Here is a 25231-nt window from a genome sequence, read left to right as displayed (position 1 = left end):
CCGGTTCGTACTCTCCCCGCCAGGACGGCTGGGACCGCTTGGCCGGGGCCTCGCTCCGCCTTTGTCTCGTCAAACAGCGCTTCGGCCCCGCTGGGCTCGGCTCCTCGCCGGCGTGTACCGGCCCGCACTGATCCTCCGCGCGATGCCGCCGTCGCCCCGGCCGCCGGGCCCGCACCCCGCCTGGGCGCGGTCAGGTGGTGGTCAGCAGGCCGTCGCGGAGTTTGGCGAGGGTGCGGTTGAGCAGGCGGGAGACGTGCATCTGCGAGACGCCGAGGTGCTCGCCGATCTGGGCCTGAGTGAGCTCCTCGACGAACCGCATGTGGATGATGCGCCGTTCCCGGTCGTCGAGCTGGGCGATCAGGGGGGCCAGGGAGTTGAAGTCCTCGACGAGTTCGAGAGCGTGGTCGTCGCTGCCGATGAAGTCGGCCAGCGCGGCTTCACCGTCCTCGCTGGAGCTGACGGCGGCGTCGAGGGAGGAAGAGGTGTAGCCGTTGGAAGCGAGCCGTGCTTCGTTGACCTCCTCCTCACTCAGCGACATCAGGTCGGAGAGTTCCTTGACGGTAGGGGTACGGCCGAGCCGGCCGCGGAGCTCCTCGGTGGCTTTGGCGAGGTGGACGCGGGCTTCCTGCAGGCGTCGGGGCACGTGAACGGCCCACGAGGTGTCGCGGAAGAAGCGCTTGATCTCACCGGTGATGTAGGGGACGGCGAAGGAGGTGAACTCGACTCCGCGGGTGAGTTCGAACCGGTCGATGGCCTTGATCAGTCCGATGGTGCCGACCTGGACGATGTCCTCCATCTCGTCCTGGCTGCGGCTGCGAAAACGCGCGGCGGCGAAGCGGACGAGGGTGATGTTCATTTCGATGAGGGTGTTGCGCGCGTACTGGTGCTCGGGCGTACCCTCTTCCAGGACGGCGAGCCGGTCGAAGAACAGCCTCGACAACTGCCGGGCATCCCTCGGCGCGACCTGCGAAGGGTCCGCAATCTCCGGCAGCGCCGCCGTTCGTGCCTCTGTCGCCTCGGTCACCGTCATCTCAGACCCCTCCCCGGTGCGTGTCCACCCCTCGTACCGCCGGCTGCTGGAAACCGGCGACGGGGCGTGTACCCACGCTTCGGAAATACATGCCGGGTGATTCGAGAAGCCGGGCCTGGCGGGGGACGAGACGTCACGATCCCCCGCCCCGCTTGCCGCGACCGCCGGGCCTGTACCGGAACGCTGCCGGATAAAGGGGCGGGATCAGTGCCTACCGGTTGTCCCAGTCGAGGCGCAGTACGGCGAGGTCGTCGGTGTGACGGCCGGCATTGAGTGCCTGGGTCTCTTTGATGAGGCGGTCGACATGGTCGGCCGGGTCTGTAGGCGGCAGGTCGCGGATCAGTGCGAGGAGTCCTGCGACGCCGAACCGATCGGGGTTCGAGCCGTCGTGTCCTTCGGTGAGGCCGTCGGTGTAGAGGGTCAGGGCGCCGGCGGCCGGCAGCAGGACCACTGTGGCAGGCCAGGTACCGAGCTTCGGGGCGATACCCAGGGCCGTTCCGCGTGAGGCGACCAGTTCCCGGGTGCCTTCGGTGGTGGTGACGGGGGGCAAGGTGGCCGGCCAGGTGGAGGGTGGCGGTGGCGGCGTTCTGGTCAGGCGTGAGCAGGGTGCAGGTGGCGAACAGGGGCTGGGGGCCGCGTTCGGCGATCAGGATGCGTTCCATGAGGTGCAGGAGGTCGGGGCCGTGATGTCCGCCGAGGACGAGGGAGCGCCAGGCGATGCGGAGGCAGACGCCGACCGCGGCGGCGTCCGAGCCGTGTCCGCTGACGTCGCCGACCACGGCGTGCAGGAGGCCGTCGTCGTTTTCGACGACATCGAGGAAGTCTCCCCCGAGCAGTGCTCTTTCGGCGCCGGGCAGGTAGCGGGTCGTCACCGTGACCGTGGAGGTGCCCAGGATGGGCTGCGGCAGCAGGCCCCGTTCCAGGCGGGCGTTCTCCTCGGCGTGCAGGCGGGCCTTCTGGGCCTCGGCGGTCGCGTGCTCGGTCTGGCTGCGGTAGACGGCGTAGCGGACGGTCCGGCGCAGCAGGTCGGCTTCGACCTTGCCTTTGACGAGGTAGTCCTGGGCACCGGCGGCCATCGCCTCGGCCCCGGCCTGCGTCTCGGACAGGCCGGTGAAGACGATCACGGCGGTGTGCGGGGCGAGTTCCCGGACGGCGGCGATGGTCTCGGTGCCGGACCCGTCGGGCAGGTGGAGGTCGAGCAGGATGCAGTCGATCGCGTGATCGGCGAGCTGGGTTCGGGCTTCGGCGAGGGTGGTCATCGCGGTCAGCTCGAACCGCAGTCCCGTGTCGTTGAGGAGCTCCTCGACCAGCAGGGCGTCCGCCTGGTCGTCCTCGATGAGCAGGATGCGGTACGCCGGCTCTGGTGAGGGTCCGCTGGGAGTGCCTGGGGCGGGCGCGGTCACAGTGCTGCGTCCGTGTCGGCGCGGCTCGCTTCCGGCATGGTCGAAGGGCCCACGGTCTTGGGGGTTCGTCGGCGAGGGTGGGTGAAGGTGATGCGGGCGCCGTCTCGGTAGTGGGGTCGACGGAGATGGTTCCGCCGTGGAAACTCGACGATCTTCTGAGTTCTTCGCCTGGCTGGTCGCCGAGACGTTCCTGAGCACGAACGAGAAGGCCATGCGCTACGAGCCCGAGGACGCCCTCGCCGTCGTCATGCGCGCCAAGCACAAGGGCGCCGGCGTGCAGGAGATCGCGGCGCAGCTTCGCGCCTGGGCCACCGCCTGACCCACGCCCTTCACGAGGCAGCGACACCACCAAGCGGCCTCGCATCCGCCGCGCCGCTGCTCCGCGATGACCACACCCAGGCCGAAGTGTGGCCGCCCCCGCGGTTCAAAGAACCGGCGCGGCCGCAGGGAGGTGCTGCCGGGGATGTCACCCTTACCGCTGTCATCGGACCCACCGCTGCCCGAGGGCCGGTTCCCAGCTCTGTTCGAGGGCGCAGGCCCGAGTCGGAAGGCCGGCTCTCGCGAGCCGCGGGGGCTTCCTGGTCGCTGATCCTAGAGACCCTCACTCGGAACGCCGATACGGCGCAACAGCCCGAGCAGCGTGGCCCGTTCGCTTTCGTCCAGCGGGTCGAAGGATGCGGCGAGGACATCGCGTGCGACGGCGCGCCCCGCCCTCAAGACGTGCTCGCCGGTCTCCGTCAGATGGTGCTCGATACGCCGGCCCCGACCGGGACGGCGCTCGATGAGGTGCTGGGCCGCGAGCCGGGAAGCCAGTGTGCCGAAGGACTGGTCGCCCTGGAAGGTGGCGACAGCCAGCTCGTGTGCGGATGCTCCGGGCGTACGGGAGATGGCCCGCAGCGCGTCCCACTGCGCCAGCGTCGTGCCGACCGCCGAGAGGCGGGTGTCGAGCGCGCGGTGGTGCCGGTACTGCGCTTCCTTCACGGCGCGCCCCAGCTCTTCGAGATCGACGGGAACGGCGGACGAGTCCGGTTCCACGGCGGGCGGAGCGGCGAGGTCGGACGCGGTGCCGGGGTCGGCAGACGTCCGGCTCCCGGCCTTGTCGCCCGTGCCTCGGACTCCGGGTTCCTCATGGTTCGTGGTCATGGGCGCATCGTAATCCAAAATCTAAGGTTGCGTATATACGTATGCGTAGATACCGTGGGGTGCATGACCGAAACCGAGACGCGAACCCGTACCGTCCACCCACGCCCCGACCTTCCCCTCACCCTCACCGAAGCCGGACCCGCCGACGGCCGCCTCGCACTCGTCCTGCACGGCGGTGGCGGGCCGGCCACCGTCCAGGGCGTCGCCGCGCATCTGGCCGGCCGGCACGGCATGCGATGCGTCGTTCCCACCCACCCGGGCTGGAACGGTACCGAGCGCCCCGGCTGGTTCAACGGCGTCGACGACCTGGCGATCGCCTATCTGCACTGGCTCAGGGACGAGGGCCACCGCGACGTCCTCGTCGTCGGCTCGTCGCTCGGCGGCTGGACCGCGGCCGAGATGGCCTTCCGCGACGACGGCTCCGTGATCAGCTCCCTGGTTCTGGTCAACGCCGCGGGCGTGGCCGTCCCGGGAGAGCCGGTCCGCGAGATCTTCGGGCTCCGGCCGGACGAGATCGCCGCGTACTCGTTCCACGACCCGGCCCGATTCGCGGTGGACCCGGCCACCCTCACCGAGGAGCGGATCGCGGTCCAGCAGGCCAACATGGCCACTCTCCGCCTCCTGGCCGGCGACCCGTACATGCACGACCCGAAGCTCCTGAATCGGCTCGCACGGGTGCGGATCCCAGCCCTCGTGGTGTGGGGTGAGAGCGACCGCATCGTCACGCCCGCGTACGGGCGGGCCTACGCGCGGGCGTTCGCCCGAGGGCGCTACGAGCCGATCGCCGAAGCCGGCCATCTGCCGCACATCGAGCGCCCCGAAGCGACATTCGCCGCGCTGGACGCGCACATCGACGCACACGCCGGTGCCGTGAGTGCTCCCGCCCAGCCGAGGTAGGGCTGTCCTCCCGAGCCACGGACGGTGATGCGTTCGCGCATGTCACGGTGTGCCCTGGTCGGTCAGCGCGAAGGCATGGTGTCGCGCGATGGCGATCACGGCCAGGCTGAAGACTCCGAGCCCTGCCGCGGCGACGGCGTCGGCGGTGACGCGCCGACCCGCTGCAGGAGCAGGCCGCCGATGATGCCGCCCAGTGCCAAGGTGGTCAGGCCGTTGCGGACGTAGTCGGGAGTGCGCCGCTCGGGCAAGCCCGGCATTATCGGCAGCACCGGCTGGGACCGGTCCAGCGCCTGGATCTGCGACTTCTCGTCCACCGACAGCACCACCGCCCCCTCGGGCGGGTTGAAATAGAGGCCGACGACGTCGTAGACCTTCTCCACGAACAACGGGTCCGTCGACAGCTTGAAGGTGTCCGCCAGGTGCGGCTTGAGCTGGAACTGCCGCCAGATCCGCAGACACGAACTGCCGGGCAGCAGTACCCGTAGTTGCAGTGTGTTGGGCGGTGCGGTGGTGGAGTTTCTAAGCCAGGGTGGTTGCAGGACGGCGACGGGACTGGCGACCGGACCGCGTGGCCCGCCGTGATCAGGGGCCGCCGTGACCAGGGCCGCAGTTGATGCGGTGGCGGTACCGGTAAGTGCAGTTCGCAGGACCCAGCAGTGAAGTCAGTGAGTGGTACCTCGGTGAAGGCGTCGGCTGCGGGCGCGCGCCCCGGGAGGTTCGGCAGTGGGGTTCCAAGCCAGATCAGACGCAGGACGGGCGACGGGCCTGGCTGCCGGAGAGTGGCGCTGTCACAGGCCACAGAGTAGTTCGCACCACCAGCACTACGCAGGAAGGCAATACCAGCAGTAGGCAAGTGATTGATCCCAGAGGGAAGAAACGGAGGGGCCAAGCGCCATCGGGGTCTTGGGGTGCGGCGTGATCATTTCCTCTGGTGACGGGACGTGTGGGCGTGTAGCGTTTGCGTCAGCTGTCGTGGTTCGGAGTTCCCCTTTTGCCCACGCCTTTGGTGTGGGCGTTTTGCTGTGCTGTGCCGCAGGGACCAGGGCGATCACCTCCGCCTTCCCCATTCGGGGGAGGCGTTCATCGACTGGAAGGCATGAGACATGGCTACGGGAACTGTGAAGTGGTTCAACGCGGAGAAGGGCTTCGGCTTCATCGCCCAGGACGGGGGCGGCCCGGATGTCTTCGCGCACTACTCCGCGATCAACTCCTCCGGCTTCCGTGAGCTGCAGGAGGGCCAGCTCGTGACGTTCGACGTCACCCAGGGCCAGAAGGGCCCGCAGGCCGAGAACATCAACCCCGCCTGACGGTACCCGCCGGCGGGGACCGTGCTCGGCTGCCCCGGCAACCCGTACCGTCCGACAATGGCCAACGGACGTCTCCACTTGTCCTGCGCGTCGCCAGGATGCCGGAGGCGCGGTCAGGGCCGCGCAGCAGCCGCGCGGCCCTGACTCGTCTATCGAGTCTGGCGTCTCGATTCTCTGATCCACGCGGCGGGTCGACGCGGTACCCGGACTCCGCACCATCGACTGTTTTCTGCAGTCGGTTTGGGGTGGTATGTCGTACCTACCGGAGGTGCGGCGATCTTGCCTGGATGGAGTCGGGGCTTTGGGGTAGCTGAGGTGGGTAAGTCCCTGTGCTTCGGAAGTGAGGCGAATCCGTGGATCCTGCTGCCCAAAATGAGGGCCAGGGGCCGCTCAGGGATGCTCCGATAGCTGTCTCCGCCGCGTTCGAGGGCAGTGCCGAGATAGCTGAGGCCCGTGACATGGCCCGTGACTTCCTTACGTCGCTTCAGGCTGTACATGGGCTGCCGGTGTCGGCGCGTGCGATGGGCATGGTGCAGCTGGTGGTGAGTGAGCTGGTGACCAATGCCCGCAAATACGCCCCCGGCCCCTGTCTGCTGACGCTTCAGGTCGAGGACGGTGCCGTTCAGGTGAGTGTGTGGGACAGCAGCATCACGCTGCCGTCGGTGCCGGCACCGGACCCGGAGCGGATCGGTCAGCACGGCCTGGAGCTCGTGATGGCGGTGTGCCAGACCTTCTGTGTCCATCGGGAGCCGGTGGGCAAGCGGATCACCGCGGCCGTCGTACTCGCCGACGACCCGGACGGCGACGCGGTCGGCCACCAGGCCTTGTGAGGCTGCAAGGCCCAGTGCCTGGGTGGTCTTTGCCGGGCGAGCCAGGCGGCACCCAAGCGCGAGCAGCACGGCGAGCCGGGCTGAGCCGGGCAGCGTGGGCGGGGACGGCCCCCGACCTTCGTCGGCGCCCGAGTGAGGACGCCTTTCAGGAGGGCGAGGGCTCAGGCTGAGCGGCCTGCGTTACCGCTGACCGTTGCGCATGACGAGGCGGCTGCAAGCGCTCGGCGTCGAGTGTCCGGCCTCCTGGAAGCCACGGGAATACGGCCGAACAAGGCGCAGCGCCTCCTGGCGTTGATCGAGGCCGGAGAGGTGGAAGGCGCCCGTATCGTCGCTGCCGGATCACTGTCCGGCTGATGCTCGTCCCGCCGCGCCCCATCGCATCAAGTAGTGCCAAAACCAGACGAGTTGCCCCCTCCGGCGCCTACGATCGCGTCATGACGACCACTGCAGAGGTCCCCACCACGCTGCGGTTCCTGTCGCTGGAGGTCACCGCCCCGGTGCCAGCTCACCTGTCCCTCGCACTGCTACGCCCAGGCCGGGCCGGCACGCGGTCACGGCCGCAGGACGGCTCGGGACTGGCGCCGGATCATCGACGAGGCGGCCGTTCTGGGAACGACGGCGGTGCAGTTCATCGGGGGAGAGCCCACTCTGCACTCGGACTTCGCTGAGCTTGGCGCGCGGCGGAGTCAACGCCTCGTCCTCGAAGCCGATCCGGGCCTGCTCCGCCGCGATGCTCATACCTGCGGACAGGTCTTCTGAGATCGGCCCCGAATGGTGGTGGTTGTTCGAGATGATCGTGCGCAGCGCGAAGGGCTTCGACACGATTTTCGGGGCGCCCAGCTTCGAGCAGGCCGTCGCGGCGCACGGGAGTGCGGCCTACCAGGAGGCGCTGGGCGCCCTCTCCGACGGCGTCGAGCGCGACTTCCGCATCGTCGAAGGCGTCGCGTACCCGGCTCGATGAACTCCTCGCCTGGCTCGGCGAGGGCGACATGCTGAAGATCACGCGGCTGGACCGGCTCTCCCGCTCGGTCCAGCACCTGATCAACCTCGGCGCCGACCTCCGCACCCAGCGAGTGGGTCTGCACGTGATCGAGCAGGGCATCGATATCGAGATCATGGAGGGCCGCGCCATGTTCGGGATGCCGGCCGTTCTCGCCGAACTCCAGCGTGAGCTGATCGTCTCCAACACCTACGACGGCCTTGCTGCCGCTCGTGCCCGTGGCCGGGTCGGCGGCCGGCGCCCCAAGCTCAACCAGCGCCAGCTCGACCAGGCACAGAAGCTGTACGACAGTGGCGAGCACACTGTCGAGGAGATCGCCGACACGTTCCACGTCTCCCGGTTCACCATGTACCGACACCTCACCGCACAGCATGAGGGCCGCGACTGCGTCCTGGTCGTCTACCGCAACCTCAAGACCAAGACCGACACCAGCAACCGGCGCCTGGGCGAGACCGGACGCGACGACGATGTGCAAGTCGAAGGCGACCGCAGATGGTGTGCCATCGCCCCCGCCCGCCGCTCCCGCGTCAAGGCCATCGTCTACGTCGCCGCCGGCACCGTCGCCCGCGTACGGTCCGTCGACCCCGAGCTGTCCAAGTGGCGTGAGGACGACGGCGGCTACGCCGATGTGCCCGTCAGCCGCAAGCCCCTGGACGATCTCCAGATCGCCGAGCAGCTGCCCACCCTCGGCCTCCGCAACGGCGACCCCCGCCCGCACACGCGGAAAGCTCCGCGAGTACATCGTGCTGTAGCCGGCAGGCAGCAGACGAACGAGGGGCTCGCCCGGCACAGCCCGGAGGAGGTTGCGGTACGGTGTGCGGCGATGGATGACGGCGTGCGGCCCTGGGACGCGGCGGCGCCGCTCGTTCGGGCCGCACAGAGCGGCGACGCCCTCGCCATGGACGACCTGCTGAAGCTGGTGACGCCGTATGTCACCCGGCTGTCCACCCCGATCGCCCCGGACGACACCGCGGACGCCGTGCAGGAATCCCTTCTCGCGGTGTTCCGGGGGTTGCGCGGTCTGCACGATCCGCAGGCGTTCTACGGCTGGGTGCGTGCGGTCACCGTGCGGGAGGCCATCCGGGTGGCGCGGCGCACCGCGAGAGAGACGCCCGCAGCCCCCGAGGAGGTTGCCCGGCTCCGGGATCTACTGCCCGGAGTTGGAGGCGAACTGACTGTGGAGGTAAGGGACTTGCTTGCCCGGCTGCCCGTCCAGCACCGCACCGTACTGGTACTGCGGGATTTGGAGGGCCTGGACGAGCGGACGATGGCCGAGCTGCTCGGCATAGCCGAGGGTACCGTGAAGTCACGGCTGAACAGGGCTCGTTCCTCCTTCCGGAAGGCGTGGACACGGTGAAGGCACCCGATACGGTCGCCCGGCTGCGCGTACTGGCCGCTGGACTGCGCGCCCCCCTGTACGCCGAGGCCCGGATCGCTCTGCCCTTCGACCAGGTGTGGGCGGTCATCGCCGACCTGGAGGGCGAGCTGCCCCATCTGATCTCCTTCGTCCGGGAGTTCAAAGTTCCGCCCGGCGACAGCGAACGTAAAGCGGCGCAGGCCGTGGACGTACTCGGCCTGCGCGGGCCGTTCGATGTACGGCTGAGCCCTGGGTGGTGCCTGATGCAGTCCCGGCTGGTGATGATGGGAATGGCCGCCGCGCCGGACGGCACCGGGACGCGGCTCGCCGTCTGCGGCGCGGCGCGCCCCGCCGCCCTTGGCCTCGTGCAGCGTGTGTACCGCCGCCTGCTCGGGGAGCGCCGCACTCGTGCCTTCTTCCGCGAGGTGGAACGCCGCGCCGCCCTGCGTTGACCCCTCAGCCTGCCTCGGTGATGAGTTTCCGCAGGGCTTCGGCCACCAACTCCGGCCGCTCCTCGTGCAGATGGTGCCCCGCACCCGGCACCACCCGTACGGTCAGGTCGTCCGCGTTGGGATCGCCGCCGCGCAGCAGGGCTGGTGGGATCACCGGGTCGTGCTCGCCGCCCAGGACCAGCGTCGGGACGGTCAGCCGCCGTCGGCGGTGGGCACCCCGGAAGCCCGCCGGGATGTCCCGCACGACGTACTGCCAAAACATCGCCTGCCCGGCATGGGCCGAGGCCTGTGCCGCCCCGGTGAATTCCGCGAGATCCGGGTCCCGCCACGCCGCCGGGTCGGCGACCGCGCGTCGCAGCAGATACCGGGTGAAGGCCGGCCAGTGCCGCAGGACCAGCCGTCCGAGCACCGGGTACTCGATGAAGGCGGTGAACCACATCCGCCACAGATTCGGTAGGACGTCACGGTGGCGCGTCCACGGGTGCGCCATGTTCAGCGCCAGGAAGGCACGGAACCGTTCCGGGGCCCGCTGGCAAAGCCGGAAGCCCACCCCGGCACCCCAGTTGTGGCCGACCAGGGTCACCCGGTCGAGGCCGAGCGCGTCAAGGAGCGCGAGGATGTCGGCGCCGAGCCCGTCCGTGTCGTAACCGCGTTCGGTCTGCTCCGACCAGCCGAAGCCGCGCAAGTCGACGCAGATGAGCCGGTAGCCGTCGTGGGCGAGCAGCGGGACGAGCGCACGCCACGCGTACCAGTGCTGCGGGAAACCGTGCAGCAGCACGACAGGCTCGCCGCTGCCGGACTCGGCGATGTGCAGCTGGGCCCCGCGGACCGTCACCCACCGGTGCTCGGCCCCTTCCAGCGGGGGCATGGGGCGGTCACTGTTGGTCATGAGGGGGATCCCTTCGCCAGCTACGAGAAGTCGCGTTCACCCCGCCAGGAGGCGCACGATCCCGCGAAGGTTCCATCGCGTTTGTGCACACGTCCGTCCAGGTCTCGACCAAGACCTGAGACCAGCTTTTTCCGTCGTCCACCGCTGCCTCAGCGGAACAACTCCGGCACTGGACAGATTTCCAAGGGATCGTCGGCCGATCCGCCCAGTTCCACCTGACGTGCCGACAGGTCCGTTGGCCCCGCAGGCTCAGCTGCGGTCCGGCAGGGCAGAGCAAACTCAGCCAGGCGTCGCGATCCGCGGCGAGGAGTAGAGGAACTGACCCTTGCCCAGGGGTTGTTCCTCAACCTTGCCGTACCACAGGAGTACGCCGTGGCGCCGCTCCCAATAGAACATGTACACGCCCTTGACGGTCCGCTCCGGTACGAAGAAGAGCCCCCAACCGATGGCCCAGGGATCCCAGAGCATGCCGAAAACCAGGGACCCCAGCGCGACGAAGACGACGAAGGGTGGGGCGAAGCTGCGGCGCATGGACTCACGCGGGGCGGGAAGTATTGCCTCGGGGTCGGTCAGCGGGACGGCGCTCTCGAAATCGCGCTTCTCGCCGCCCAGCCAGTACGACCGGGTTGAAACCGCCAGCAGGCCGAAGAGCGCGCCGGCCCCTAAGATGCACACAAGAATAACCGCCTTGCGGCTTTCGGCCTCTGGCAGCCCGCGCACGCCGAAGACCACAGGGGCGGTGACGGCCATGGCGACCCCCACCTCAACGATCGCCGCCAACTGATGGTGAACGTAGCGCACCACGGCTCGCCCCCCTCCGCACGCGCCTGCCCGGGACGGACGCAGGACACTCACTATGTACAACCGCGCGCCCCTCGGTAAACCGCACGCCCCATCGGCCCCATACAGGCATGGGTCGTTGACCGTCCGTTCGCATGGCATTGGCGGAACCGTGGCTTCAACGTCAGACTCCTGGGCGCGCGGGCGACTTCCGAGTCTCGAGATGAACACTGGGCCGGTCCAGCGCCGTTCACCTGCGTTCATGGACGCCCGGTCGCTTGAGCGGATACCGCCTTGGGCCTCGCCTGAACGGCGGTGAACGGCGGTGAACGGCGGTGAACGGCGCTGAATGAGACGGAAACTGAGACGGACGGCGGGGCCAGGCTTGCTAGCATCCTCGCTGTTGGAGGGGGGAGTCATGGCGTTGGTCCGCAAGGGATCACGGCGGATCGTCGTCGACGGCACGGTCTACCGTTGGCGGCTGCGAGGCAGGCCGACGTACCCCCAGGGCCTGGTCTGGTCGCCGTGTACATTCGCGGTCGAGCACGCGGACACGCCCGGCACGACGCTCGTGGTCACCACCGACCAGCCGCATCCGGGCAACTGGATCGGTCGCGAGGCTGAACCTGTGCTGCCGTCCACTGTCGGTGCGGCTGTTCGCACGGCCCTGCGTGAGGGGTGGACTCCGACGGGTCCGGGCTCCGCTTTCCACCTCGACCAGTCCGCCGGCATCACGCCCTCGTCCTGGTGGTGAGATCAGCACCGTTCTAGGAGTTCCGGTTCGCCCCTGCGTGGCCGCGGTCCAGTTCGTGCGCGGGTGCCATTGCCGGGTGCTGGCTGCCGCGGCTGTTCGTGGTCGTTGATGTCAGCGCTGGATGTCAGCGGAACAGCTGCGGCACCGGGCAGACCTCCCATGGCCCGTCCGGCCGGTCGGCCCACGCCACCAGACGTGCCGGTCGGCGCACTTCCACAGCGACCGACGGGTCCGCCGGCCATCGTCCTCCCGCTCGCGCATCACGAGACCACCGGACCGCTTGGGCAGGCCGCGCTCAGGGCAGACCGGAACGTCGTCGCTCACCCCGGTTGTCACGAAGGCGTCGAGATCGAGCATTGCCTTCGCCGATCCCCGAACGTTGTGCCTGTGAAGCCCACCCCGGGCCTTGACATCATCGGTAGTCCTCTGGGTGACCCTGCATCCAAGCATTGATCTTGTCCCGCGTTCCGGTGAGCAGGGCCTGGTGCTTCTTGAGGTTCTCGAAGGAACTGTCGTCGCCCAGTCCGGTCCGCAGTTTTGCGATCCATGCGAGAGGTTCCTTGAAATGTCCAAGGCCCTGGGGGTCTGCCTTCATCGCTCCATCCAGGCTGCTGAGCTCATCGAGCACCCGCCCAAGGAAGTACTCGCAGTTCCCCGGGGTAGTGCACCCGTCGTTATAGGTGGCTTGAAGCCCAGCGAACGCATTGCGGACCTTCTCGACTCCCGGTGTCGGTTCTGCCGTGCTCGGGGCGGGCGGCTCCTCGGTCGCGGGGGCCGATGCCGCTTTGCGGATATCAGGGACGGGCGACTTCCCATCGCTCGAAGTCGTGCCGGGGCTGCCGGAGCAGGAGAGCGACAGTGACGCCAGGGCCAAAACGAGCGTGGAGGTTCCGAGAGCGTGCCGTGTGCGCATATTGATCATGCCGCGTACGACTGCTGAGGGGGCCCACCGGTTGTGCTGCATGTCGGACTGCGCTGCATTCTTCAGGAGTTCGATCCCGCGCCTGCGTGGCTGCGGTCCAACCTGTGCGCGGGTGCCATCGCCGGGCGCTGCCGTCCGACGCCGTCCGGGCTCGTTGATGTCAGCGTTGACGTGGCTGGCACTGTCCCGCCTTCCCATGTCTCAGCGTTCCGGCCGCGAGGGCCGGCCAGTGATGAAGAACCGTCACGGTGCTTCCTGGCCCCTAAAGGTGCAGTCCTGGGCGCAGGGCAAGGCGTTCACCGAGGTGACGGGTCGGCTCGGCAAGTGGGGGCTGAAAGCGCCGGACGGCCTGGAGGCACTGGTCGCCACCTGGTGACCACGGTCGTGGCGGACGGCTTTGGAGCGGGGCGGTCCCTCTTCGACGGTAATCGGTCCAGGCTCGGTGGCACGGGACATCACCCACCTTCTGTCACCTGATCTTGACCGTCGGATCTTCTGTGATGAGTGGGCCGGTGTGGGCCGTGGTTCGCTAGCGGTAGGAACGGCTGAACAGGTGTGCCTGCCGCACCCCTGCTTTGCGGAGTTCGTCCATCACGATGCGCAGTGCGGTGCGGGCCATGTGCGGGTAGATCCCGTCCTTGCAGTCCATCCAGATGCGGGGCACTGTGGCGTCGACGGCGGCGTAGTTGGGACTGTAGGGAGGGAAGGCCTCGTCCCAGAGGTCCTCGGCCTCCTCCGGGGAGAGTTCGCGACCGTCCTCGAACACACGCATCAGCCGAGGCTCGGCAGCGGTGAGTGCGGCGACCGCGCGGGCCGGTTCGTCCGACTCGACGACGATCTCCCAGTTCTGCACCAGCGCATCGCCGTTGCCCCCAAGGATCCCGAGTGCCTCGGGGCCGACCGTGATACCGCCCGGCTCGCTCTCCGTGACCACGGCCCGCCGCATCCACGACACCGCCTCGTCGCCGTACAGGCAGGCCTCTGCCACGCGCCAGAGCATCTGCGGGCCCGAACCACGAACCGCCTCCTCGAACAGTTCCTGGGCGTGCTCCCACTGCCCTGACTTCCGGGCCAGGCACCCACGCCTGAACGAGGCCTCGGAAGAGTGATCTGCAGACGGCGGAAGAGCGTCGGTATCCATGGCCCTTCTCTATCAGTGGGCACTGACATCTCGTCACTGGATTACTGGAAGAGCCGACATGGGCTGACCGGTCAAGCCTGCGGTCCGCCACGAAGCGACCGTCCTCGTCGCTGCCATCAGCGATGGGCTGTGACCAGCACCTTCACCAGAGGTGGGGGAGGGCGTCAGCGGTGGCCCAGCACGTTGACCACCCGTCCGCTGGGGTCGCGGACGAAGAACCGCCGCACACCCCACTCCTCGTCCTGCAAGGGGTGAATGATCTCCGCACCGCTCTCCCGCATGACCGCGTACGCCGCATCCACGTCGTCCACCTCGACGCTCATGTCGGGGGTGACCGGCGCGGTCTTGTCGATGGCCATGACGCTGATCTGCGCTGCCGGGCTGGACGGGGAGGCGAGCGTCATGATCCAGCCGTGGTTCATGACCTCCTCGAAGCCCAGCAGGCCATAGAACTCCCGGCTCTCCTGCGCGGCCTCCGACTGGATGTTGGGCACGACACGACGAACGGCCATCGACGACTCCCAGTGAGAACAAGCGTGTCCTTATGTATCCCCAGGAGTACTACGGCACGTCCGACGCCGCACACACTTTCGCGACAGGCCCTCGGTCGCGGCGGGGAATGGGTACTCGGGCACCCAGCTCGGGGCATCCTCCAACGGAAGGTGATCGCGGTAATACTGCGACTGGAACCACTCCTCCTTCACGAAGAGCGGGCGCGCTAGGAACGCTTCCCCGACCTGCTGCGAGCGCAGGAGCAGTCCGAGATCGGTGAGAGCGAGCGAACCGTCAGGGGTGTAGGGCGCACAGTTTGCGTCATCGGCTGCATGGTCCCCCAGGAACTGGTGGCCCTGCGTTGGATCGCGGTCGGCCAGTGGGAAGCCTGCCAGGAAGACCTGCGGACCTGCCCGCCCAGATCATCCAGTCCCTGCAGGCCCAGGCGATTGAAGAGGTGCAGCCACCAGCGGACAGTCTGGGGGCTGCACCTCAACTTCTCCGCGATGGAAGGCGCTCGCTGTCCGGACCAGCTCAGCTCGAGCATGCGAGCCCGCAGCACCAGATCACGAGGCGCCTTGCGCGCTTGTGCCAGCCGATCCACGAACCGTTGTTCGCCCTCGTCACGACGCAGCCGTGCTCGTAAAACCACTGTTCAGCACCCGCCACCGAGCAACCGAACCACCCCGCCACCAGGATAGATACCCAACCAAAGAGGCGCTAGGTCGGATCTTCCTTGCTCGGTGTCACGACCCTCGTCACAGCTGTCCAGGAGTGTCGCCGACATGAGGCAACGCAGTCGGACCGGTGTATCTGGGGTAGTCGCGGTTACCGGCGGGCAGATGGCGTAGGGACTGTGACGCGACCGCAGGGTGGTGTGATCAGAAGTCGGAGATCCCCGGGTCGTCCGCACTCGGAGCCGGCCACTGCGGACCGGGCCGGGCGGGTGGGCCGGGTGGGGTCGGCCTCGGGCGTTGTGCGCGGACGCGGCGCGCGTGCTCTACCGTCACCGCCGCCGGGACACCGGCCAGAAGGAGGGAGAGCCCCACCGGGAGCACCCCCGTCCACAGCGTCGGTGAGACGTACGCGGTGCCGGACGTGCCGTCCACCAACCGCGCACGGACCGGTTGCGAGCGGATGTCGCCCTCGACGGTGACGTCGAACGACGAGTTGCCGTCGTCTGAGGTGAAAGTGCCCGAGCAGGACGTCGACGATCCCGCGTTGGCGACGGTGTTGTCGTACGTCCGGCAGCGGGCTTCGGTCACGGTCCCGGGCTCGCCCCACAGCGCTGCCCGCAGCTCTCCGGTGAAGTTCGTCAGCACGACGTAGGCCAGAAGCAGCCCGACCAGACAGGCCAGCGCCAGCCACCACGCGGGTCCGTCCTGCTCCGGTTGCGCGTCCACAACGTCCCCACCCTCGCTCATCCCCCACCCCCGGGTCGCCGACGGACCTCCATGGTGACCGCTCGGGAGCACCCGCGGAAGCCCTTGTGCGCACCGAGGCTGGCGCATCGGGAGCATTGTTCGACTGGTGAGGCGGCCCAGGCGAAATGGCACTTCTCAGCTGGGCAGGGGCCGGCTTCCTCGCCGGCTACCACCCCGTGGAGGCGTCCTGCGGGGCTTCCGGGGGTGGTTCCCGGTCGGGCGCTGCTCCGGAGATGTTCGTCGTGGTGGGCGACGGGCGAGCGGATGCTCGGCGGGCGCATCGGGCTCCAGCTCCGGCTCCGCCTCGGCGGATGCAACGTCCGGCTGGGGAAGCGGACCGCTGCCACAAAACGCCTTGTCCAAGGCCGCGGAGGCCGGCGGCGGCACAGCCTTGCCGGGGGAGGGGAGGGGAGGGGAGGGGAGGGGAGGGGTGCGGCGTTCGGGCGCGGGCATGGTCCGGGGCTCGGCGAGGTCGATGGTGGTGCCGTCGGTATCCCAACGGGTCTCCTGCCAGGGCTGTTTCACCCAGAGCTGGAGCTCGATCCATCCGTCTCGACGAGCCTTGGACAGATCGGCGAGGAAGAGTCCTACGTCGTCATGTACGTCGCCCGGAATCCCTGCCACATCGCGGGCCGTGAGGGGCTGGGTCAGCGTTGATGCGGTTACGCACGGCGTGGTGGGCCCTGGGGGCGCGGGCGTGATGTCGAGGAAACGGGCGTGGGCGCCCAGAGGGGCGGGTTCGGCCAGCTACGCGGTGTCTGACCGGAACTCGAAGTCGGGTAGGTCGTCGTCCTCTTCGGGCACGCTCTCGGCTCCGATGCCCTCCGCGCCGTTATCGCCGGTTTGACCCTGCCCTGGAGCTCGGGTGCTGTCGAAGGCCACGTCAACCGGATCAAAATGCTCAAGCGCCAGATGTTTGGCCGCGCTGGCTGCTCGCTCCTGCGTAAGAGGGTTTCTCCTCGTTTCGTGAGGACAGCTGCTGCTGTCAGGCACCTCGATGGTTCTCGGCTCTGCGGATGGTCACCACGGACAAGAACGGGTCGGTAGACGGCACCAGTTCCCTGGAGGAGACCTCTACCAGGTGCGCCGGAGCATCGCCATGTTGCAAGGCGGTCACGTACTCGATGATCTGAGCGTGGGAGAGCCCTGGCACTTTTGGCGCAGAGTGTGCATGCTCGCGCTTCTTCGGCGGGGCACGCTCACCCGCCAACAAGGTAGGGAGCTCAATCTGTTCCGGACGCGCTGGCACCGTGGCCTACAACTGCGGAACGGACTGCATACCGCCTGAGCCGCGATTTCAACCGTGTTCCGGCTTGCTGGCGAAGATCAGTCCTACATTTCCGTAGGGGCTCTCAGCAACAAGGAAGCCGTTGACGGTGCCGAGGAGCTCAGCCTCCATCTGATGCGTCAGGGATGTCACCTGCTTACCGCTCGCGGCGTCCAAGCCCACGAGGCTGAGCGTGCCCTGCTTCTCGCTGCCGGTGAGCAGATAGACGGTCTTGCCGTCGCTGAAGGCGCGCCGGCCGTCCTCGATCACAAGGTCGGCTACCTCCCAGCGCTTGTTTCCGCTCTGGTCGTAGGCAGCTATGCCGGTTTTGGAAGAGACTACGACGATGTTGTCGTCGTGTGCCCGTACCGCACCATGAATCACAGAGACCCGCTTGCCGGTGGCACCCTCGAGGAACATCACGATTCCCGCGCCGTCGCGTCCGCGACGGGAGACCACAACGTGATTGCGCACGTTGTACACGGTGGTGCCGTATGCCTTGCCCAAGGCCACCGTCCACAAGGCTTTGCCTTTGAAGGGATTGATGCGCATGAGGCGCCCGGTGTCCGCATACGAGTCCAACTGCTTGTAAACAAGGGCGTAGTTTCCCCCGAAGTCGCCGGCGTCAAAATCGTCGGCGGTGAGCACAGAGTCGGTCTGCTTCCACCGAATCTTGCCTGACTCCAGATCCAGAGCAGTCGTCCAGCTGTAACGCGATTGGCCTGAGACCAGTACGACTCCCGCCCTTGGGCGGAAACTGATGCTCCCCCCCCGACTGGGCCACTCGGAGACCCTGGCGGCCCAGACAGGATTTCCGGTTCGCCCGTTGAGGCGTGCCACAAAGTCGCCCACGGTGCTCTGGTCGTTCCCCTCAGGTGACTGGTTTCCCCAGCTGACGATGAAGTCGCTACCGACGGGCCATGCCTGCTGTGCGTAGCCGGACCTCACGGATGACTTCCATCGCTGAGCACCGGTAGCCGGGTCGTAGGCAACCAAGGAGGATCGGTCGTCCGGCAGCGTCAGCACGACACCAGCACCGACCGCAATCGGCTTGCTGCTGAGCTCACGCGGCGGCCGGGACGCGAGGGTTCGTGGACCGAACGGCCCGGGTCTGGCTACCGAGGCGGTCGGAGCGGACGCAACATGAGCGGGGCCGGAGTCGGTGCTGCAAGCAGTGAGAGCGGCGATGCCGACGGCTACCAGCAGGAAGGCGTTGGCCAGGCGAGGGCTGAGGGAAGAGGGCATGGCAATTCCAGAGGTGCGAAGGTCTGACTGGGGGAGGCGGGTTTGTCCTGGTCGGCGTCGTGCGCGGGATTGCAGTGGCGAGACGTGTGCGCTCGTTGTGTGATTGCCGAGGAGCCGATTGTCGGATGCTTACTCGAGTAGTCGGCTGGACAATGTGATCTTCCTATCAGCTTCTGAGGCGGCCTGTCACCCCTCGCTGACCACGCGATACCGCGCTGTGAGGAGGCCCAGACGGATGGCCCGTGCCGACGTGTCAGCGCCGTCAACAGCGGGGTGACTGGTGGGGGAGAAGTGCGGTTGGCTGCTCTCTCTCCCTCCCCGAGCGATGCCGGTGCGGTCGACGTAGAGGATGGCGCCCATCAGGCGGCGCAGGTCGTGTTCGGGCGGCCGGCCGATGTCCAGGCCCCGTGCCCCTGCGCTCGACCCGCCAGATGGTGAGTGTGGGCCCGATCAGTTCCCAGCGCGCATCGGAGGAGCAATGCTCAGGACTTGTGGATCAGTTCCGGAGGGCACGCGAAGGGCGTAGCTTCCCGAATGATCCCGTGATGGTCACCGAGTAGGCCGGCAATGCGAGTGCCGGTGGGGAAGGTATGCCCGTGCGCACCGTAGTGAATGACGAGAAGTCCGCGGGCATCGCGCCCGCCATGAGATCCCGCCCGCAACCAGGTAGCGGATCGCGTCCAACAGCTGCCGGTGGCAGTAGCCCTCGGGCCGTCCACCCCGCCCCTGGAACCAGGCCGGCACCGGCAGCAACGGCCGGACGGCCGCCCACTCCGCGTCCGTCATGTCCGACGGTGCCGGCGCACCCGGTCCGGATGGTCGGCCGCGTTGCCGTACACGTGCGCGAGGCAATCGCACGACACGGCGGGCGAGTTGAAGTCAACGTGCTTGGGCACGTACAACAAAGACAACAGGGCCTCCGGGAACCACTCGGAATGGGATCGCACCCCCGAGCTACCAAGTGGCCCTGCTTTCACGCGCGGAAACCGCCGCAGTCACCCGATCGAGACTCCCGTTCGATCGACAGCCTTCGAGATCGGTACGTGCAACAACCACTTACGTGTCGGGATGCTCCGGCAGGGCGAGCCAGTCGGACCAGGAGATCTCGCGGCCGAGGAAGCGCGGCTGCTCGAACGGCCAGTCGGCGGCGATCCACTGCGGCACCAGCGCATCGAGGGCCTGCTCGACCTTGCTGCCCACCAGCTCGTCCACCACCCACCAGGATATCTCGCCGTCCGCGCCGGCCCTCTCCGGTGGGTCGATGTAGACACAGCCGAGCAGAGCTGTCTCCGCCGCATCGAACAACGCGTAGTTGAAGGACTGGTGCGCGGCGATCTCCTTCTCGTGCCGCAACAGGTCGGCCTGGTCGGCCTCGTAGGTCATGGTGGCCGCGGGCCAGCCCCAGGCCGGACCGAAGAGGGTCCACAGCCGCTCGCGCGAACCCATCACAGCCGGATAGTCGAGCGGGGTGTCCGCCTCCCGGATCGGCCGCAGGTGATGACCACCGCCCGGCAGCGGTACCAGGACGGGATGGACGAAGTCATCGGGAAGCCAACTCATGGCGCCCGACCGTAGCAGCGCGCGGCCGTTCGCTCCCCTGGATTTTCCCCGCATACCGCCAGGCCCTGCTCTCATGCTGGGCAGGGCCCGCGATCACCCGATCGAGACTCCCGTTCGATCGACAGACTCCATGATCGGTATGGCAACGGCTTCTGATTCGCTGCACAAGCGCGACTGCCTCCGCTCGACTCGTCTCCACAGCACTCGCCCGGTCCCTTCGCTGAGCACCATAACGGGACGTGAGATCGCCTGGACAGGTCCTGACATCGCTCCCCGAGCCACGGGAAGCGCTGACTTGTCTCATCGAAGCCGGGGCACGTCTCAGTGAAGGTGGGGACGACGGTTTGTCTCAGTGAAGGTGGGCCACTGCCCTATCCGTCTCATCAATGACGGGCCGAACTGTCCGGCCTCAGTTGGCCTGGGCTGCATCTGCCCGTACGCCTCGCCCCTGGCGGTTGAGCAGTCGCTACTGAACTTGATTGGGTGATGTCGGGGCGTTGGGCTGAGCCGGAAGCCGTGTGCGCTGTACTGCTGTCAGCGTGAGGTACGCGCAGGGCGGTGGGTTGACCGACGCCGAGAGGGCAGCCCGGGAGCGGGTGCGGCTGGACGCCGTGGCTCAGTTCCAGGCCGGGGAGACGAACAAGGCTGTCGCTAGCATGCTGCGAGTGTCGGAGCGGTCGGTTGAGCGGTGGCGACGGCTGTGGCGCGAGGGCGGGGTGGCCGGTGTCGCCTCGAGAGGGTCCCCTGGCCGCCCAAAACTCTCCAATGCACAGATCACTCGGCTGGAACGGGAGTTGGAACGTGGACCGCTCGCGCATGGCTGGGCTGACCAGCGGTGGACGCTGGCGCGCGTCAAGAGGCTGATCGGGCGGCTCTTCCACGTCTCCTACACAGTGGAAGGAACCTGGCGGCTGCTGAAGTGACACGGCTGGTCGTGGCAGCAGCCCGCTCGGCGGGCGATCGAGCGCGATGACGACGCGGTGGAGCTGTGGAAGAAGGAGGTCTGGCCGCGGGTAAGAGCACCGCTGCGGCGTGCGGCGGTTGGATCGTCTTCGAGGATGAGGCCGGCCAGTCGATGACGCCGCCGCGTGCCAGGACCTGGGGCCGGATCGGCCGGACTCCGGTGGTGCGGGTGCGGGGCCGGGGCTCGGGCAGGGTCTCGATGGCCGGTATGGCCTGCTACAAACCGGGCGAGCGGTCCCGGCTGATCTACGCGGTGCGCGAGTACAGCGGACGCAAGGGCCAACCGAAGGGCTTCGGCTGGCAGGACTTCCGCGACCTGCTGGTTCGCGCTCGCATCCAGCTGGGCGGGCCGATCGTGCTGGTTTGGGACAACGTCCGCATCCACCTGACCGCACCGCTGCGTGAGTTCATCGCCGCGAACACCAGCTGGCTCACGGTGTTCCAGCTGCCCACTTACGCACCCGACCTGAACCCGCAGGAAGGAGTGTGGTCCCTGGTCAAGCGTGACCTCGGCAACCTTGCCGCAGCCGACCTCGGACAGATCACCTGGGCCGTCAAGCGCAGGCTCAAGACGCTGCAGTACCGGCCTGAAGTGATCGACAGCTGCCTCCACGGCACCGGCCTTCTCCTCGACGGTTGACCTGCCGGGACCGTCCGCTCGCCCGCAACCGTCGCCGCAATGATGACGGGTGACACCAGAGGTGTTCATTCCGCCGTAGAGGACACGTCGTCGGGCGTCGGCGGATACAGGTCCAACACCACATCGATCCCGAGCAGGCCGACCTCCTTCAACAGGTCAGCGGGCAGAACGCATCCGCCCTGACCGTTCTCGCTGCCGAAGCCGAGGCACAATTCCACCTCGCAATCGGCGGCCAGCCGATCCAGTGCCTCGCGGCGTCCCTCCAGCAGCTTGATCAGCGACGCAGCGTGCTCATCAGGCCAGCGGTCACTGCCCAGGCCGCTTGTGAGGATCCACACGCTGGACTCCCGCCGGAAGCTGTCCGGATTGCAAGGGATGACCAAACTGCCCTGCTCGAACTTGTCGTGTGGATCGAGCCCCAACGCCTCTGAGATCTCCTCCGCGCTGATCGTCCGACTCGTGATCCGCAACGACCCAGCCGACCACTTCGCATCCGGCATCGGTGGCTGCGTCGTCAATTCATCTGGCACACGATCACCATGGCAGACCACCCGTCACCGGACCAGCGAGTTCTCCAATGCGGCTCCGAGGGGCCCGACCCACCGACATCACAAGTTCAAGTTCAGTAGCCTGCAGCCTCATGTGCCTTCGCCGCCTCCGAAGTCCATTCTGAAAGATCAGTATGGTGCGCCAGCCGAAATCGGCCGCAGGGTAGCGAAGTCGGGTTCCTGCCCTTGGGGGCTGAACTCAGGTGAGGTCGAAGGTGACGCTCACGGAGCCGTTCCAGTCCGGTGCCTCCATGAGCGTGAGGGCTCCATCCTTTGCCTCGACGACTCGCACCGTTATGCCGCCGCGATCCTCACCGGGAAACGCGACGGAGAAGTGGGGATCCATCTCCATGAGGAAGTCCCAGCCCTCGCGCTGGGTCGTGTCGAGTGCATTGGCATGCCGGCCGGTTGCCTGCCACGTGCCGGCCGCGTCGACAGTGACGGTGACGTCGATGTCGTACATCTCAAGGCACGTCGAGTGATTAGCCCACCATTCGAGGCGGGCCTGACCCACGAATCGATCCATGAGGACACTATGCACGGCGCATAGGCCAGACGGGCTAGGTCGTGTCCGATGGGTCGTGTGATGCTCCCGCTGGGAGCTCGTTCCGTGGGACATGGGGCGGGGAGATCTTTCGGATGAAGAGTGGGCTCCGCTGAAGCCACACCTACCGGCGAATCGCGGGTGGGGTGGACGCCGGCAGTACCACCGCCGTGTGATCAACGGGATTCTGTTCCGGCAGCGGGCCGGCCTCCCCCGGCGCGATCTGCCTCCCTGCTTCGGCAGTTGGAAGACGGTTCACGACCGTCATCGAAGGTGGTGTCGGCGGACGGCACGTGGGAGAGCATCCTGCGGGCCGTCCAGGCCGACGCCGATGCCGAAGGCCGCATCGACTGGAGCATGGTCAGCGTCGATTCCACGACCTGCCGCGCTCATCAGCACGCTGCCGGCGCCTCCACTCGTGCCCCGAAGATCCCAGGTCGGCGCAGGACTCCGGCGGGTCAGCGCTCCGATGAGGGCCTGGGACGCTCGCGAGGCGGGCTCACAAGCAAGATCCACCTCGCCGGGGAGGGCGGGTGCCGCCCGCTCGGGTTTGTCGTCACGCCCGGCCAGTGGGGGGCGCACCGCAGATGATTCCCGTCCTGGAAAAGATCCGCGTGCCCCGGCAGGCTGGCGGACGACCGCGCCCCCGGCCCGACCACGTCGGGGGGACATAAGGCTCGTCACGGCGTCACCTGCGCAGACGCCAGATTGAGCACACGATCCCCGAGCCGAGAGACCAGCGGGCCAACCGCCGGCGCCGCGGCAGACCCACAGGGTTCGACAGGACGATCTACCGCCGCCGCAACGAAGTCGAGCGGACCATCAACCGGCTGAAGAACTTCCGAGCCATCGCCACGCGCTTCGACAAGCGGGCGTACGTCTTCTACGGGACGGTCACCGTTGCCGCGATCCGCCTGTGGCTACGTCCGGAGTGAAGCGCCCGTTCAGAGGTCCTCGGCCCCCGGGTAGTGGTGGCGAAGTTCGCTGAGTACGCGCGCGTCGACAGCCCTGACGTCCCACCAAGAACTGTCGCATTCGCTCAGGACGAGCACCAGCTTGTCGTCGGCGAACCCACGTGCTTCGGCGTCGATCAACTGGAGGAAGGGGGTCGTCAACGACAACAGTGTCAACGTGTCCATGCCTGCGTCAGCAGACCTTCTCTCCATCTCGACACAGCGAGGGTCGACGATCTCGTCGAATTCAACGCGCCACGTCAGGTCCAGGCCGAAGCTACCGAGGCGAACCAGTAGCTCAGCCAGCGTCACATAGTGCTCTCCGTGCCAGGCACGAAACGTGATCCCCTTCATCCCCGTCTCTGCTTCAGCTGTAGCGCGTGACATGCGACCCCCTTCGTTCAGCGAACACTAGGCCACGGCCCTGATCAGCTCACAGGACCCATCGGACAGGCCCTAGTCCGTGCGGCTGCCGGTCGTCATGGGTCAGGCGCGCGAGACAGAGCTGCAGGGGACAGACCGGACGGATCCTCGCCTCAACCAGCTGCGCCTCACAGGCCTTCGCCGCCACCGGACCTCATTCTGAAACCATCAGTTAGTTGTGTCCGTCTCATTCGGGGCTGTCTGAGGCCAGTTGGCGATGCGGGTCCCGGCCGCTTCGGCGATCACGGACCAGGGGTCGCCCGTCAGGCGGAGCACCGCACTGCGCGGGGAGCGCCGATGGGTGGCGACAGTGTTGCGGACGGCGTCGTGGGGATCGTCAGCCAGTTCCTCCAGCAGTTCGGCCGGGCAGTTGCGACGGCTCGCCACTCTGTTGCGAACACGCCAGTCGTCGTCCTTGATCAGCTCGGCAAGGATTTCCAGCGGGCAACTGCGGTTGTGGGCGGCCCAGAACCGCATGTCCGGGTGTTCACGCACCAACTCATCCCAGGCCGGCATCGGCATAGCTGCCCACGCCGAGCGGTCCCTCTCCGCTGGATCCTCGCTCAGGCGCAGTCGGATGAACTCATCGACGGAGGTGATCTCAGGAAACCGGTCGGGCATGGCAGGACCGTAACGCACCAAGTGCAGGGGAAGGGTCAAGCATTACCCGACGCCAACCCGTCAATCAGCAACCGAGTCTCGACAGGCTGACTGCGCTCGGCGCGGTACTCGTCCAACAAGCTGAAGAACAGCTCGACCGCTGGTGTGTCGGAGTCTTCAGCCTCGCGCTCGATCTCGGCTGCCCATCCCAGGGAGCTGTGCCGGCCCAGCCGCTTCCACAGCCACTCGGCGAATGGCCCCTGGCAGTCAGGGCTCCAGAAGTCGAAGTCCTCTGCGATGCCGTGCACTGCCAACGCGACTCGGTATCCGGCAAGCATGGAGTCGAGATGCTGCAGGGAACTGTCACGCAGCCACATCCCGGGGCGTAGGCGGACCTCGTCAAGGAAGTCGTGTACGTCGCCCAGCTCGGTCAGCTGCCTTGGCTTCTTCCGTGTTCCATCTGGTGCAGTCATCGGGGCACCTCAGCGGCACAGCAGCTGCTTGCCATCGTGGCTCCGCACGTGCGGGCCGTTGCCGTCCAAGGCGTCCAGGAGCCCGGATCGCGAAGACCTCGGCCATGCGCTCGCTGACCACTTCGGGCGTGAGCCATTCGACCGCGGTCGATTCGCTGGCCGTGCGCTCGGTGCCCCGGAGGGCTTGCACGACG

Annotated in this window: 26 protein-coding genes and 8 pseudogenes; 13 read left to right on the top strand and 21 right to left on the bottom strand. The window is 67.6% G+C overall.

Annotated features, from left to right (window positions below):
* Positions 1-190: 190 nt before the first annotated feature.
* Both ACF07B_RS08450 and ACF07B_RS08445 read right to left on the bottom strand, forming a co-directional pair.
* Complete coding sequence (locus ACF07B_RS08450; RefSeq protein ID WP_392178276.1) at positions 191-1030, bottom strand: RNA polymerase sigma factor SigF; 840 nt, start codon at positions 1028-1030, stop codon at positions 191-193.
* A 211-nt stretch (positions 1031-1241) separates the two neighbouring features.
* Positions 1242-2433 (bottom strand): annotated as a pseudogene (locus ACF07B_RS08445) (PP2C family protein-serine/threonine phosphatase).
* Positions 2434-2569: 136 nt separating this feature from the next.
* Between ACF07B_RS08445 and ACF07B_RS08440 the strand changes: the two are divergent.
* Positions 2570-2752: a hypothetical protein gene (locus ACF07B_RS08440; protein WP_392178275.1), complete on the top strand. Its 183-nt coding sequence runs from the start codon at positions 2570-2572 to the stop codon at positions 2750-2752.
* Between the two features lie 272 nt (positions 2753-3024).
* Here the strand turns inward: ACF07B_RS08440 and ACF07B_RS08435 are convergent, their stop codons facing one another.
* Positions 3025-3468, bottom strand: a complete 444-nt coding sequence (locus tag ACF07B_RS08435; protein WP_392178738.1) for a MarR family winged helix-turn-helix transcriptional regulator — start codon at positions 3466-3468, stop codon at positions 3025-3027.
* Positions 3469-3639: 171 nt separating this feature from the next.
* On the opposite strand from ACF07B_RS08435, the gene ACF07B_RS08430 reads away from it, so the two are divergent.
* A complete protein-coding gene (locus ACF07B_RS08430) occupies positions 3640-4473 on the top strand; it encodes an alpha/beta fold hydrolase (RefSeq protein ID WP_392178274.1) in 834 nt (277 codons plus the stop codon).
* Positions 4474-4670: 197 nt separating this feature from the next.
* Here the strand turns inward: ACF07B_RS08430 and ACF07B_RS08425 are convergent.
* Positions 4671-4925 (bottom strand): annotated as a pseudogene (locus ACF07B_RS08425) (IS630 family transposase); the annotation flags it as partial.
* A gap of 651 nt (positions 4926-5576) precedes the next feature.
* Here ACF07B_RS08425 and ACF07B_RS08420 point away from each other — a divergent pair.
* The 6 genes and pseudogenes from ACF07B_RS08420 (at position 5577) to ACF07B_RS08395 (ending at position 9419) form a co-directional block, all read left to right on the top strand.
* Positions 5577-5780 (top strand): cold-shock protein, encoded by a 204-nt coding sequence (locus ACF07B_RS08420; protein WP_392178273.1) that lies wholly within the window; start codon positions 5577-5579, stop codon positions 5778-5780.
* A gap of 353 nt (positions 5781-6133) precedes the next feature.
* Positions 6134-6610, top strand: coding sequence for an ATP-binding protein (locus ACF07B_RS08415; protein ID WP_392178272.1), 477 nt, complete (start codon positions 6134-6136; stop codon positions 6608-6610).
* A 781-nt stretch (positions 6611-7391) separates the two neighbouring features.
* Positions 7392-7571, top strand: coding sequence for a DUF1330 domain-containing protein (locus ACF07B_RS08410; protein ID WP_392178768.1), 180 nt, complete (start codon positions 7392-7394; stop codon positions 7569-7571).
* Positions 7572-7590: 19 nt separating this feature from the next.
* A pseudogene (locus tag ACF07B_RS08405) lies at positions 7591-7776 on the top strand (recombinase family protein); the annotation flags it as partial.
* Positions 7750-8967: a sigma-70 family RNA polymerase sigma factor gene (locus ACF07B_RS08400; protein ID WP_392178737.1), complete on the top strand. Its 1218-nt coding sequence runs from the start codon at positions 7750-7752 to the stop codon at positions 8965-8967. The pseudogene ACF07B_RS08405 and the gene ACF07B_RS08400, both read left to right, overlap by 27 nt.
* On the top strand, positions 8964-9419 hold the full coding sequence (locus tag ACF07B_RS08395) for a hypothetical protein (protein WP_392178271.1): 456 nt from the start codon (positions 8964-8966) through the stop codon (positions 9417-9419). Before ACF07B_RS08400 ends, ACF07B_RS08395 begins: the two co-directional genes overlap by 4 nt.
* 4 nt (positions 9420-9423) lie before the next feature.
* Here the strand turns inward: ACF07B_RS08395 and ACF07B_RS08390 are convergent, their stop codons facing one another.
* Together ACF07B_RS08390 and ACF07B_RS08385 are read right to left on the bottom strand one after the other, a co-directional pair.
* Complete coding sequence (locus ACF07B_RS08390; RefSeq protein ID WP_392178270.1) at positions 9424-10308, bottom strand: alpha/beta fold hydrolase; 885 nt, start codon at positions 10306-10308, stop codon at positions 9424-9426.
* A gap of 279 nt (positions 10309-10587) precedes the next feature.
* On the bottom strand, positions 10588-11112 hold the full coding sequence (locus tag ACF07B_RS08385) for a hypothetical protein (RefSeq protein WP_392178269.1): 525 nt from the start codon (positions 11110-11112) through the stop codon (positions 10588-10590).
* Between the two features lie 394 nt (positions 11113-11506).
* On the opposite strand from ACF07B_RS08385, the gene ACF07B_RS08380 reads away from it, so the two are divergent.
* Positions 11507-11842, top strand: coding sequence for a hypothetical protein (locus ACF07B_RS08380; protein WP_392178268.1), 336 nt, complete (start codon positions 11507-11509; stop codon positions 11840-11842).
* A gap of 412 nt (positions 11843-12254) precedes the next feature.
* On the opposite strand, the gene ACF07B_RS08375 is transcribed toward ACF07B_RS08380, so the two are convergent.
* A complete protein-coding gene (locus ACF07B_RS08375) occupies positions 12255-12764 on the bottom strand; it encodes a hypothetical protein (RefSeq protein WP_392178267.1) in 510 nt (169 codons plus the stop codon).
* A gap of 232 nt (positions 12765-12996) precedes the next feature.
* Between ACF07B_RS08375 and ACF07B_RS08370 the strand changes: the two genes are divergently transcribed.
* Positions 12997-13140 carry a hypothetical protein gene (locus tag ACF07B_RS08370; RefSeq protein WP_369482426.1) on the top strand — a complete coding sequence of 48 codons (144 nt, stop codon included), beginning with the start codon at positions 12997-12999 and terminating at the stop codon, positions 13138-13140.
* A 153-nt stretch (positions 13141-13293) separates the two neighbouring features.
* Here ACF07B_RS08370 and ACF07B_RS08365 read toward each other — a convergent pair whose 3' ends face one another.
* The 8 genes and pseudogenes from ACF07B_RS08365 to ACF07B_RS08330 form a co-directional block, all read right to left on the bottom strand.
* Complete coding sequence (locus ACF07B_RS08365) at positions 13294-13752, bottom strand: hypothetical protein (RefSeq protein WP_392178266.1); 459 nt, start codon at positions 13750-13752, stop codon at positions 13294-13296.
* Between the two features lie 317 nt (positions 13753-14069).
* On the bottom strand, positions 14070-14417 hold the full coding sequence (locus tag ACF07B_RS08360; RefSeq protein WP_392178265.1) for a VOC family protein: 348 nt from the start codon (positions 14415-14417) through the stop codon (positions 14070-14072).
* Between the two features lie 206 nt (positions 14418-14623).
* Positions 14624-14959, bottom strand: coding sequence for a helix-turn-helix domain-containing protein (locus ACF07B_RS08355; protein ID WP_392178736.1), 336 nt, complete (start codon positions 14957-14959; stop codon positions 14624-14626).
* Positions 14960-15278: 319 nt separating this feature from the next.
* Entirely contained in the window at positions 15279-15800 is a 522-nt protein-coding gene (locus ACF07B_RS08350; RefSeq protein WP_392178264.1) for a hypothetical protein, read from the bottom strand.
* Between the two features lie 1318 nt (positions 15801-17118).
* Positions 17119-18333, bottom strand: a complete 1215-nt coding sequence (locus tag ACF07B_RS08345) for a PQQ-binding-like beta-propeller repeat protein (protein ID WP_392178263.1) — start codon at positions 18331-18333, stop codon at positions 17119-17121.
* A 324-nt stretch (positions 18334-18657) separates the two neighbouring features.
* Positions 18658-18787: pseudogene (locus ACF07B_RS08340) on the bottom strand (IS5/IS1182 family transposase); the annotation flags it as partial.
* Positions 18788-18934: 147 nt separating this feature from the next.
* Positions 18935-19119 (bottom strand): annotated as a pseudogene (locus ACF07B_RS08335) (transposase); the annotation flags it as partial.
* Positions 19120-19389: 270 nt separating this feature from the next.
* Positions 19390-19893, bottom strand: coding sequence for an N-acetyltransferase (locus ACF07B_RS08330; RefSeq protein ID WP_392178262.1), 504 nt, complete (start codon positions 19891-19893; stop codon positions 19390-19392).
* A 539-nt stretch (positions 19894-20432) separates the two neighbouring features.
* Between ACF07B_RS08330 and ACF07B_RS08325 the strand changes: the two are divergent.
* Positions 20433-20972: pseudogene (locus ACF07B_RS08325) on the top strand (winged helix-turn-helix domain-containing protein).
* On the top strand, positions 20969-21496 hold the full coding sequence (locus ACF07B_RS08320; RefSeq protein WP_392178261.1) for a transposase: 528 nt from the start codon (positions 20969-20971) through the stop codon (positions 21494-21496). The pseudogene ACF07B_RS08325 and the gene ACF07B_RS08320 overlap by 4 nt, the downstream one beginning before the upstream one ends.
* A gap of 65 nt (positions 21497-21561) precedes the next feature.
* On the opposite strand, the gene ACF07B_RS08315 is transcribed toward ACF07B_RS08320, so the two are convergent.
* Together ACF07B_RS08315 and ACF07B_RS08310 are read right to left on the bottom strand one after the other, a co-directional pair.
* Positions 21562-22026 carry a DUF4279 domain-containing protein gene (locus tag ACF07B_RS08315; RefSeq protein ID WP_392178260.1) on the bottom strand — a complete coding sequence of 155 codons (465 nt, stop codon included), beginning with the start codon at positions 22024-22026 and terminating at the stop codon, positions 21562-21564.
* A gap of 217 nt (positions 22027-22243) precedes the next feature.
* Positions 22244-22570: a hypothetical protein gene (locus ACF07B_RS08310; protein WP_392178259.1), complete on the bottom strand. Its 327-nt coding sequence runs from the start codon at positions 22568-22570 to the stop codon at positions 22244-22246.
* Positions 22571-22661: 91 nt separating this feature from the next.
* Here ACF07B_RS08310 and ACF07B_RS08305 point away from each other — a divergent pair.
* A pseudogene (locus ACF07B_RS08305) lies at positions 22662-23523 on the top strand (IS5 family transposase).
* Positions 23524-23532: 9 nt separating this feature from the next.
* Here the strand turns inward: ACF07B_RS08305 and ACF07B_RS08300 are convergent.
* From ACF07B_RS08300 to ACF07B_RS08285, 4 genes and pseudogenes are all read right to left on the bottom strand, one after another.
* On the bottom strand, positions 23533-23853 hold the full coding sequence (locus tag ACF07B_RS08300) for a hypothetical protein (protein WP_392178258.1): 321 nt from the start codon (positions 23851-23853) through the stop codon (positions 23533-23535).
* 279 nt (positions 23854-24132) lie between these two features.
* A complete protein-coding gene (locus tag ACF07B_RS08295; RefSeq protein ID WP_392178257.1) occupies positions 24133-24585 on the bottom strand; it encodes a hypothetical protein in 453 nt (150 codons plus the stop codon).
* Positions 24586-24620: 35 nt separating this feature from the next.
* Positions 24621-25037 carry a hypothetical protein gene (locus ACF07B_RS08290; protein WP_392178256.1) on the bottom strand — a complete coding sequence of 139 codons (417 nt, stop codon included), beginning with the start codon at positions 25035-25037 and terminating at the stop codon, positions 24621-24623.
* A gap of 9 nt (positions 25038-25046) precedes the next feature.
* Positions 25047-25226, bottom strand: a pseudogene (locus ACF07B_RS08285) (NUDIX hydrolase); the annotation flags it as partial.
* Between the last annotated feature and the right edge of the window lie 5 nt (positions 25227-25231).

Source organism: Streptomyces sp. NPDC015532, assembly GCF_043078065.1.
Taxonomy (GTDB): domain Bacteria; phylum Actinomycetota; class Actinomycetes; order Streptomycetales; family Streptomycetaceae; genus Streptomyces.
This window is presented reverse-complemented; position numbering and strand designations above follow the sequence as displayed.